Consider the following 11,157-nt stretch of genomic DNA (forward strand, 5'->3'; position numbering starts at 1 on the left):
AGGCACAATAGGCATAGACAAATTATCCATACGTAACGACAGGAGAGGATGCTTGGCCGTCGCCGACAATCCCAGTTCCTCGCTTCCAGCCAGCACGCTGACGGAATGTGCGAAAGAACCTATACACATTCCCGGTAGTATCCAGCCACATGGGTTTCTGCTGGCCCTGAGCGAGCCGAGCCTGACGATTACTCAGGTTAGCCAAAACGTACAAGACTATCTGCATGCCAGCCCTGCCGATCTGCTAGGGAAGTGCCTGAGTGATTTTCTGCCAGAAACGAATCTGTCCGAGCGGCTGAAAGAGCTGGTCATCGAGGACCACAATCCCTTCTATCTGGGTGACGTGGCCTTGCGGCTTGGCGATAACGGCTACTGTTTTGCCATGTTCGTGCATCGTTTCGATGATGTATTGATCGCCGAGTTCGAAGCGGCCGGCACGGCGGCAATGGCCTACACAACGATGTACCCGTTGGTGCGTACCTTTGTCGAGCAGCTGCAGCATGCCGAGTCCATTGAGGCGCTTTGCCTGCTGGCGGTACGAGAGGTCAAGCGTATTACGCAGTTTGGCCGAGTACTGGCATATCGCTTCGATCACGACGGCCATGGCCAGGTGATTGCCGAAGAGGCAGACGAGGGTTACGACCGTTACCTTGGCCATGTCTTCCCCGAGTCGGATATCCCGGCTCAAGCGCGTCGACTCTATCGTGAAAACCGGATTCGTGTCATTCAGGACGCCCATTACGAGCCCTCTATCATTGAGCCTTCCCTCAACCCGGAAACGGGGCGCCCGCTGGACCTGAGCTTTGCAATGCTACGCAGCGTATCGCCAGTGCATGTCCAATACATGCGTAACATGGGTACGCAGGCCTCGATGTCCATTTCCATTCTGGTGGATAACGAGCTCTGGGGGCTGATTTCCTGCCACGATGCCGAGCCAAAGTCGGTGAACTTCCAGAAGCGCACTGGCTGCGAACTCCTGGGACGTATGCTGTCCTTGCAGATCGAGGCTGGTGAGTCTCACAAGTTATCCGATCGCCGCCTGTCGCTTCGGCAGATGATCGTGCAGTTGCTGGCCGCGATGGCTGACCGCGACAGTGTTATCGAAGGCATCGCTGAAGTACCCGATATTTTCCTCCGGTTCGCCAGTGCGTCGGGTGGTGCTATCGTATCGGCTGAGCGCTGCGACCTGATTGGCCAGACGCCCCCGCGCTCGGTCGTCGAGTCGTTGGTGATGTGGCTCTCGACGCATGTTGAAGATGATTTCCATACCAACAATGTGACGCGTGATATTCCCGAACTGGAGTTGGGCGGCTATGTTGCCGGTCTGCTGGCAGTGCCGATCTCCGAGCTTCACTCCCATTACCTGATCTGGTTCAGGCCTGAGCAGGTTCAGGTCGTCAACTGGGCCGGACCGCCGCACAAGGAGGTGCAGGACGACGGAATGCTCAATCCCCGCCTGAGCTTTAGCACGTGGCAGGAAACCGTCCGAGGCTTCTCATTGCCGTGGGACCCGCTGGAGGTCGAGGGCAGCATCGAGCTGCGTAATGCCGTTCGCGGTATCGTCTTGCGCAAGGCTGAAGAGTTGGCCGAGCTGGCAGAAGAGCTCAAGCGAACCAATAAGGAACTTGAAGCCTTTTCCTATAGCGTCTCACATGACCTGCGTGCGCCTCTTCGGCACATTGCCGGTTATGCAGAATTACTCAATGACTTCGAGGGCGACAAGCTCTCTGATCGCGGCGCACGCTTCCTTGAGAACATCGGCGTTTCAGCACGGTTTGCCGGAACCCTGGTTGACAACCTGCTGAGCTTTTCCCAGATGGGAAGGGCTGCGATCCGCTATTCCGATGTCAATGTCGCAGCCTTGATCGAAGCGATTCGTCAGGAGATGGCGCCTGACTTTGCCGGGCGCAACATCGAGTGGAAGGTCGAGCCATTGCCGATGGTCATTGCAGATGCGGCTTTTATTCATCTGGCGCTCCGCAACCTGATTTCCAACGCGATTAAGTACACCCGCAACCGCGAGCAGGCGGTTATCGAGATCGGCTCAGAATCAACCGACAAGGAAGACATTTTCCATGTCAGGGATAACGGGGTCGGATTCAACATGGATTACGTGGGCAAGCTGTTCGGCGTCTTCCAGCGACTGCACCATATGGACGAGTTCGAAGGCATCGGTATCGGCCTTGCCACTGTCCGCCGTATCATAGAACGCCATGATGGCAGGGTCTGGGCTGAGGGCGAGCCGGGCACAGGTGCCACGTTCTATTTTGCTTTACCGAAACAGCGCCCCCTTTCCACACAGAAACGTTGAGACTCCTTCTATGCTTAAGCCGATTCTTCTGATCGAGGATAATCCGCACGATCTCGAGCTGACGCTGGTTGCGCTTGAACGGAGCCAGTTGGCCAACGAGGTCATTGTTCTACGCGACGGTGCCGAGGCGCTGGACTATCTCATGCGCCGGGGCGCTCATGCTGAGCGACTTGAGGGAAATCCGGCGGTAATGCTGCTGGACTTGAAATTACCCAAAGTCGATGGCCTTGAGGTGCTCAAAGAAGTGCGTGATACCCCGTCATTGCGCAGCATACCGGTTGTAATGCTGACCTCTTCTCGTGAGGAGCCTGATCTGGAGCGGGCCTATCAGCTCGGTGTCAATGCTTATGTGGTAAAACCTGTTGAGTTTCGTGATTTCGTAGCGGCCATCAGCGACCTAGGCATCTTCTGGGCTGTGCTCAACGAGCCGCCACCCGGTTCGTTCCGTCTAGCCCGTCGCCCCGGCTCATAGTGAGGTCCTTATCAAATCCTATACTGCAGATGATCCGAACGGCCTGATTTCACGTTCCATGCTCGTGGAACCTGCTCGGCGAAGCAATATGTCCTTACCGAAACGCATCAAGATATTGTTGGTCGAGGATAGCAAGCTCGACGTCGAGCTGATCCTTATCGAACTGGAGCGCAACGGCTTTAGTCTTGAGCCGACGGTTGTGTATGACCGAGCGGGGCTTGACGCAGCACTGTGCGGCCAGCCGTTCGATCTTATTCTGTCGGATATCATCCTGCCTGGCTTCTCTGGAGCCGAGGCGCTCAAAGTGGCGCGCGTAGCGGCTCCCGATACGCCGTTCATCTTTGTTTCCGGCATTTTTGGTGAGGCACATGCCGTTGAGATGATGCGCCTGGGCGCGAATGACTACGTGCTCAAACAGAGTCTGGAGCTGCTTTCTACTTCTGTAGAGCGTGCACTGACTGTTGTGCATGAACGACGGGAGCGCCGCAAGGCCGAAGAGGCTCTGCAAACGCTTGAAGTGCGCTCCCGGCTGGCAATCGATGCGGCGCGCCTGGGCATGTGGGAGCTTCAACCCGAGACCAACTGCCTGCTGTGGGACGAGCGCTGCAAGGCTATGTTCGACTTGCCTTCGGACGCACAGGTCGATTTGGAGTTGTTTGCTCGACTGGGGCATCCGGACGAAGTCCAGAAAATGTTTGATGCGGTCCGCCGTGCTACCGAGCATAGCAATGACCAGGAATATCACGCGGAATACCGGATTTCTCTTCCTGCTGGAGAACAGCGCTGGATCGAGGCGAGAGGCAAGGCATTCTTCGAGGATGGCATCTGCACTCGCCTGCTCGGGGTAATGATGGATATCACCCAGCAGAAGCGGGCCACCGAAGCGCTGGAGCAACTCAATACCTTGCTGGGCGAACGTGTACAGGAACGTACACGCGAGCGCGACCGTACCTGGGATCTGTCACGAGACCTGTTGATCGTAACCGGATCACAAGGTCGTCTGTTGGCATTGAATCCGGCCTGGGCTGAGACCCTAGGATGGGATCGCCAGGCCTTGATCGACAAGCCGTTCATTGAGCTGGTGCATTGTGATGATCGCAGCATTACCCAGGCTGAGCTGAACAGTGTCAGTAACGGCCGGATAACCAACCGGTTCGTTAATCGTATTCAGCATCGAGACGGCAGCTATCGCTGGATTTCCTGGACGGCTGTGCCCGAAGATGGAAAGTTGTATGGCTCGGGGCGAGACATCACCGCTGAAGTGGATGCCATGGAAGAGCTGGCGACAGCCAACCGGCAGCTGCGTGAGCAGATCAATGAGCGGGAGCGCGTAGAGGCGACGCTGCAGCAAATGCAGCGCTTGGAAGCCGTGGGTCAGCTTACGGCCGGTGTTGCGCATGACTTCAACAATCTATTGACTGTCATTCTCAGCAGTGCGGCGTTCATGGGGCGCGATCTGGAAAAGGGCACTTTAGAAAAGTTGCCTTCGCGTCTGCAGAACGTTCGCGAGGCGGGAGAGCGAGGCGCCAAGCTGATTGGCCAGTTATTGGCGTTTTCACGACGCCAGCGTCTTGCGCCAAAGCCTGTTGAGCTAAACGAGACGGTCAACAGCATGCTGGCCTTGCTGCAAAGCACCATGGGCGGCAGCGTTTGGATTGAGACCTCCCTGGAGCCGGGGCTTTGGCATGCCTTGGTCGATCCGACCCAGATCGAGTTGATCATCCTGAATCTGGCAATTAATGCTCGGGATGCCATGAGCGTAGGCGGGTCGCTGCGTCTGACCACGGCTAACCAGACGATTACCGCTGCACCTTCGCGGCCTGAAGAGCCAGAGCCGGGCGATTACGTCATGATGTCCGTGCGGGATTCTGGCACGGGTATGACAGATGAGGTGCTGGCCAAGGCATTCGAACCGTTCTTTACTACCAAGGAAGTAGGCAAGGGGTCTGGCCTGGGGCTTGCTCAGGTGTTTGGTTTTGCCAAGCAATCCGGTGGTGGAGTGCGCATCGAAACCGAATTGGGTGTAGGCACCGAAGTCAAAGTATTTCTACCTCGCGCCGAGGTGGAGTTGGATGATGCGGCGTCGGATACCCAGGCAGCCTCCGAAAGTCGCATGGATGGACCCAGACGTACGATCCTGCTGGTTGATGATGACAGTGCCGTTCGGGAGGTTACCTCAACGCTGCTTCAGGAGCTGGGATATAGCGTCATCGAGGCGCAAAACGGTTTTGCTGCATTGGCGGTGATAGAGCGTACGGCCAAGATTGATCTGTTGCTGGCTGACTTTGCCATGCCGGGCATGAACGGCGCCGAGCTTGTCCGAACGTTGCGCCAACGCCAGCCCGATCTTCCGGTAGTCTTCATTACCGGATACGCCGAACTCGGCGAGCTGGACGAGCAGGAATATTTCATCGTACCCAAGCCCTTCCGAGAAAATGACCTGGCGAACAAGGTTCATTCAGCCCTGAAAGGCTCCAATCCCTTGAAAGTAATACAGCAGACATGAGTACGTCCTCTATTCGTGAGCGTTTACGACAGGCCGGTGGCGAATTGCACCAGCAGGTGGACGCCTTGTTTTCGTCCTATCGACTAACGGATCTGGATGGCTACCAGACGTTTCTGGTTGCCCATGCATGGGCCTTGTTTCCCATGGAGGAGATGCTTGAGTCCTCCGGCATCGAAGCGATGATGCCTGACTGGAAGCAGCGTCGGCGTCGGTTTGCGTTGGCCGAAGATTTGGCCATGCTGGGTGTTTCTGTACCTGAATATAAGCCTTTGCAGGCCTGCAGTAATGAGGCCACCCTTTGGGGATATGCCTATGTGCTTGAAGGGTCACGGCTCGGCGGCAAGATGATTGCCCGCTATGTGGCTGGTAGTGATGAGCCATTGATTCGGGCTGCAACTCATTATCTGAGTCATGTTCCTGACTCCGGGCCGGCCGGATGGCCTGCTTTTCTGGCAGAGCTGGAGCATCGGGCGGTACATTGGAAAGAAGACGATCTCTTCAGCGGTCAATCTCAAGCCTTTGGCTTGTTTTTACAGGCAGGGCAACGCTTTCAACCGGTCGCCTCAAGCACCGCCTGATTCTTCAGGCGGTAACGGCGCTGTGGGTGTCCTTTCATCAGGAATCGCTCCAATCTGGCGTAGGCGAACCAACAGATCGGGAGCGCCTGCCAATTTGAGTCCCTGACCTAGCGCATCGCTTAACGGTGACTGACGGGGCAGCAGAAGCCATTCCAGCTGCTCCGGGTGTCCGGGAAGAGTAAGTCGGGCATAGGGAATGGCGTTATCAATCAGTAGTTTTACAAACCCTCGCTCGTTCCAGCACTCCGAGGGTACGGCAAGTACATGGAAGGCTTCACCGAGTGTCTCTACCGCAGCCGGATCGAGCTGATAGGTCGTCAATTCTGCGGGCAGTAGATATTCAAGGCCTCTCAGGCGTGCATAGGCTACTGCGCCTGCAAAAGCGCAAACCTGCTGCTCATCGCCATACCAGAACAGCCGTGAGCCGCGCCAGCTTGCTTCACGAAGCTGCAGTGAAAAGCGGTTTCCTGCCAGGGCCTGGCCCAGTGTGGACTCAAAGTCGCGATAACTGATAATGCGTACATGGCGGCGACAGTAGGGTGTAGCGGCCAGCTCTTCAAAGCTGCTCGCCGAGACCGTGCTGACGGCGGGGTGGCGTGTATAGACACCGTTGATCCAGCGCAGGTCGAAGCTGGAGTAGTTGATCTGCCGCGTCTTGATGAGCTGGCTGAGAAGCTCATAGGCAGGCGCCTTGTCTTCCTGAACCGGACCTGAAAGTGCTCCACGTGACAGGGAAATCAATTGATACAGGGGAAGCCCTTCATCCCACCAGATGCTTTCGACATCCTTCGGAAGTGGCTGAAAATCAAGATCCAGACGGCTGGCGCGATGCAGCACTCGACTGGCCGACTGGCCAAGTCTCAAGCGCTGGGTAAGCGCCATGAACCGAGCACTGAGGCTTAGCGCATTCCGCGGGCTCATTTTCCCTCCGTGGGACAATTCACTGGCGCTCCATTCGTATTCAAAGACCCGTTGATAAACGGCGGGCCATCGGACCCTGCCGACTGATAAAGATTCACTGATTGCACTAACAATTCACTATGGCATGCATAGGAAAGTCTGCGCGATTTTCTTCCGAACGGTTGGAATAACCCGGGGAAGTAGAGCACACGTTGAAAGGCACCAGCCAAATACGAGCGGGTTTTGAAAAATACTCTTTTTATTCTGACATTTTATAACTTGTTCAGTTCGTTACTGATAACTGCTTTGCAATTACAAAAGAGCTATGCGGTTTATTCCCGCTGCTGGCATGGCGAGACTCGTGACTTGTTGAACTGTATAATGACGAGTCCTTCCATTCGAACAGCCCTTGCCCATGTACTCCACGGTTCGTAACCTACTGTTCAAGCTTTCTCCAGAAACGTCCCACGATCTGACCCTTGATCTGATTGGTGCTGGTGGCAGGCTGGGTCTCAATGGCCTGTTTAATCGCCAGCCTTCGTTCCCCGTCACGGTCATGGGGCTGGAGTTCGCCAACCCTGTAGGCCTGGCGGCTGGACTGGATAAAAACGGTGCTGCCATTGATGGTTTTTCACAGCTGGGGTTCGGTTTTGTCGAGGTGGGTACGGTAACGCCAAGGCCACAGCCGGGTAACCCTCGGCCACGACTGTTCCGTATTCCCCAAGCTGAGGCCATCATCAATCGCATGGGGTTCAACAACCTGGGCGTCGACCATCTGATTCAGCGGGTTCGGGCCTCCCGGTACAAAGGCATTCTTGGAATCAATATCGGCAAGAATTTCGATACGCCTGTCGAGCGTGCCGCTGACGATTATCTGCTATGCCTGGACAAGGTCTATGAGCATGCCAGCTACGTGACCGTCAACGTCAGCTCGCCCAATACACCCGGACTGCGCAGCCTGCAATTTGGTGACTCGCTCAAAGCGCTTCTGGAAGCGCTTCGGCTTCGTCAGGAGGATCTGGCGGTGCGTTACGGCAAGCGAGTGCCGATTGCCATCAAGATCGCGCCGGACATGACGGATGAAGAGACTGTACTGGTAGCCCATGCTATTCATCAGGCAGGCATGGATGCGATCATCGCGACGAACACGACTCTGAGCCGGGACGGCGTGGAGAATCTTCCCTATGCTGCCGAGGCGGGCGGTCTTTCCGGTGCGCCGGTGCGTGATAAGAGTACGCATACGGTACGTGTGCTGGCGTCGGAGCTAAAGGGCAAAATGCCCATTATTGCGGCAGGCGGCATTACCGAGGGTATCCACGCAGAGCAGAAGATAGCGGCGGGTGCGAGCCTGGTTCAAATCTATACCGGCTTCATTTACAAGGGGCCGGCACTCATTCGCGAGTCGGTAGATGCTATCGCTTCGACAATCAAAAGGGCTCCTTAAGGAGCCCTGTGCCTCGTTGGAGGCGTATCTGGTGTTCACCAGTGCGATCTGTTTGAGGGCGTTAAGTCACCCGTCCAAAACGACTTAGGTTGTATCAGCCTGCTACGTTGAGTTGATTTAAGCGATGAATACCTGCTGTGCCGATGAAGCCATCCCAGTGGTCGCCGCGGCCTTCGCGCCAGCCGTTCATCCAGGCCTGGCGGATTTTTTGATGGTTAAAGGGGCAAAGATCGCGGGATTTTCCGCTAACGCCGTGCTGATAACCACGTTGAAAAGCTCGTTCCATCGGATCACGCTTAAGTCTTCTCATAGGGTGTTGCCCTCGTTTGTTGACTGTTTTTCCAATGGCCCTTGGGCCTCGTGGAAGCGTTGCCGGCGTGACGCTTCTCATCCCGCTCATTGCGAATCGGGATTGGTTAAGTTCTAACCAATGGTTACAGCTATGTGAATGATCGTTTTGGCATAACCATAGTGTTTTTATCAAATCTAACCATAACGACCGGCTAAGAAAGACCTTTACCAGGCCGGTCCTAACAGTCAAAGCCTTATGTAATAGGGCTTTTTATGGTTTTCAGTTTTCTGGCCGGTCAGTAAACCTGCCATCAATGAGTAATGACGATTCATGACCAATCAATACGAATTGTTTCTGACGTGCCCTAAAGGGCTGGACGGGCTGCTACTGGACGAGGCACAAGCGCTTGGTCTGGAGCAGGCACGCGCTCAGGTCTCTGCCATACGTGGGCAGGGCACGCTGGAGACAGCCTATCGGCTTTGCCTCTGGTCACGTTTGGCAAACCGGGTGCTGTTGGTACTGTCGCGCTTTGCAGTGACCAATGCCGATACCCTTTACGACGGGGTGGCGGCTATTGATTGGAGCGAACACCTTGAGCCCAACGGGACATTGGCCGTTGAATTTTCCGGAAAGGGTTCGGGGATTGATAACACACATTTCGGCGCGCTCAAGGTCAAGGACGCTATTGTCGATGGGCTGCGCAGGGTATCGGGGCAGCGTCCGTCGATTGACAAGGTGCGGCCGGACGTTCGCATTCACGTTCATCTGGATCGAGGTGAAGCGACGGTATCGCTGGATTTGTCCGGACACAGCCTGCACCAGCGAGGTTACCGTCTGCAGCAGGGTGCTGCACCGCTCAAGGAAAATCTGGCGGCGGCCATTCTGATTCGTGCGGGCTGGCCGCAACTGGCCGCGCAGGGCGGCGCGTTGGCTGACCCGATGTGTGGGGTAGGGACGTTCCTTGTTGAGGCAGGGTTGATGGCTGCGGACATCGCGCCCAATCTGAAGCGGGAACATTGGGGGTTCTCGAACTGGTTGGGGCATATCCCGGCGGTGTGGAATCGCTTGATTGACGAGGCCGAGGATCGAGCTGTCGCCGGGCTTGCGCGTCCACCGCTATGGATTCGCGGGTATGAAGCCGACCCTCGGCTTATTCAACCCGCCCGCAATAATATCGAACGGGCAGGGCTGGGCGACTGGATCAAGGTTTATCAGGGAGAAGTAGCGAATTTTGAACCGCGACCAGATAAGAACCAGACTGGTCTAGTCATCTGCAACCCACCCTATGGCGAGCGCCTGGGGGATGAGGCAAGCCTGCTGTATCTCTATCAGAACCTGGGTGAGCGTCTGCGCATGAGTTGCCTGAACTGGCGTGCCGGTGTGTTTACGGGAGCACCGGAGCTGGGCAAGCGCATGGGTATCCGCAGCCACAAGCAATATGCCTTCTGGAACGGTGCACTGCCTTGCAAGCTGCTCATGTTCGAGATCGAACCACGGCAATTTGTGACTGGTGAACGTTCTGCCACATCATCGCAATCCCGTGATGAAGCGCAGGTAGCATCGGAACCTGCCAAGCTGAGCGAAGGCGGGCAGATGTTTGCCAATCGCCTGCAAAAGAACCTGAAGCAACTTTCCAAATGGGCGCGTAAGGAAGAGATCGAGTGTTATCGCGTGTATGACGCGGACATGCCCGAGTACGCTGTTGCCGTCGATCTGTACCGTGACTGGGTTCATGTGCAGGAATACGCACCGCCCAAGACTATCGACCCGGAAAAGGCGCAGTCGCGGTTGTTGGACGCATTGGCAGCCATTCCGCAGGCGCTGAATATTGATCCTTCTCGTGTGGTCGTGAAGCGTCGCGAGCGCCAGACCGGTAAGAAGCAGTACGAGCGCCAGGCTGCGCAGGGTCACTTTATGGAGGTGATCGAAGGGAGTGTGAAGCTTCTGGTCAACCTGACCGACTATCTGGACACCGGCCTGTTCCTGGATCATCGACCCTTGCGCTTGCGTATCCAGCAGGAGGCCGCTGGCAAGCGTTTCCTGAACCTGTTCTGTTACACCGCGACGGCGACTGTACATGCAGCGGTTGGCGGTGCCCGCAGCACCACCAGCGTGGACATGTCACGGACCTATCTGGACTGGGGACGTCGCAATCTGGCGCTCAATGGTTTTTCTGACAAGCATCGTCTGGAACAAGCCAATGTCATGGAGTGGCTCGATGAGAACCGGGGAGAGTACGATCTGATCTTTATCGATCCGCCAACCTTCTCCAACTCCAAGCGTATGGAGGGCGTGTTCGATGTTCAGCGTGATCACGTTTCACTGATCGATATGGCCATGGCTCGGCTTGCCCGGGGAGGCCTCCTCTATTTTTCGAACAACTTCCGAAAGTTCGAGCTGGATGCTTCGCTCGCAGCACGCTATCAGGTAGAAGAGATTACGCACGAGACACTTGATCCGGATTTTGCACGGAACAGCAAGATTCACAGAGCGTGGCGGATTTCGGCTAAGCCAAAAGCATAATGATGCGCTCGCTTGTGACTTCTGTCATGAAGCGGGCCAAAACTTGAAACCCTGAGGGTCGATGAGAGTCGACCCTGGGCGGATATAGCCTCTAAGGTTTGTCTGAACAGGTCAGCGTTGCCTAATCAGTA

At 55.9% G+C, this 11,157-nt stretch carries 8 protein-coding genes; 6 read left to right on the top strand and 2 right to left on the bottom strand.

Translation table 11 applies throughout. From position 1 onward, the window contains the following. Positions 1–52: 52 nt before the first annotated feature. The 4 genes from HMPREF1487_RS17280 (at position 53) to HMPREF1487_RS17295 (ending at position 5,867) form a co-directional block, all read left to right on the top strand. A complete protein-coding gene (locus tag HMPREF1487_RS17280) occupies positions 53–2,311 on the top strand; it encodes an ATP-binding protein (RefSeq protein ID WP_010797975.1) in 2,259 nt (752 codons plus the stop codon). A gap of 10 nt (positions 2,312–2,321) precedes the next feature. Then, positions 2,322–2,783, top strand: coding sequence for a response regulator (locus tag HMPREF1487_RS17285; RefSeq protein WP_010797976.1), 462 nt, complete (start codon positions 2,322–2,324; stop codon positions 2,781–2,783). 88 nt (positions 2,784–2,871) lie between these two features. Next, entirely contained in the window at positions 2,872–5,289 is a 2,418-nt protein-coding gene (locus HMPREF1487_RS17290) for a response regulator (RefSeq protein ID WP_010797977.1), read from the top strand. Next, positions 5,286–5,867 (top strand): biliverdin-producing heme oxygenase, encoded by a 582-nt coding sequence (locus HMPREF1487_RS17295; protein WP_010797978.1) that lies wholly within the window; start codon positions 5,286–5,288, stop codon positions 5,865–5,867. The genes HMPREF1487_RS17290 and HMPREF1487_RS17295 overlap by 4 nt, the downstream gene beginning before the upstream one ends. Here HMPREF1487_RS17295 and HMPREF1487_RS17300 read toward each other — a convergent pair. Then, on the bottom strand, positions 5,853–6,788 hold the full coding sequence (locus HMPREF1487_RS17300) for a hypothetical protein (RefSeq protein WP_010797979.1): 936 nt from the start codon (positions 6,786–6,788) through the stop codon (positions 5,853–5,855). The two genes, HMPREF1487_RS17295 and HMPREF1487_RS17300, sit on opposite strands and share 15 nt — an antisense overlap. Positions 6,789–7,182: 394 nt before the next feature. Here HMPREF1487_RS17300 and HMPREF1487_RS17305 point away from each other — a divergent pair, with 394 nt between their 5' ends. Beyond that, complete coding sequence (locus HMPREF1487_RS17305) at positions 7,183–8,211, top strand: quinone-dependent dihydroorotate dehydrogenase (RefSeq protein ID WP_010797980.1); 1,029 nt, start codon at positions 7,183–7,185, stop codon at positions 8,209–8,211. Between the two features lie 94 nt (positions 8,212–8,305). Here the strand turns inward: HMPREF1487_RS17305 and rmf are convergent, their stop codons facing one another. Next, positions 8,306–8,521: a ribosome modulation factor gene (gene rmf, locus HMPREF1487_RS17310; RefSeq protein WP_010797981.1), complete on the bottom strand. Its 216-nt coding sequence runs from the start codon at positions 8,519–8,521 to the stop codon at positions 8,306–8,308. A gap of 312 nt (positions 8,522–8,833) precedes the next feature. On the opposite strand from rmf, the gene rlmKL reads away from it, so the two are divergent. Then, entirely contained in the window at positions 8,834–11,026 is a 2,193-nt protein-coding gene (gene rlmKL / locus HMPREF1487_RS17315) for a bifunctional 23S rRNA (guanine(2069)-N(7))-methyltransferase RlmK/23S rRNA (guanine(2445)-N(2))-methyltransferase RlmL (protein WP_010797982.1), read from the top strand. Positions 11,027–11,157 lie beyond the last annotated feature (131 nt).

This window comes from Pseudomonas sp. HPB0071 (assembly GCF_000478505.2).
GTDB lineage: Bacteria > Pseudomonadota > Gammaproteobacteria > Pseudomonadales > Pseudomonadaceae > Chryseomonas > Chryseomonas luteola.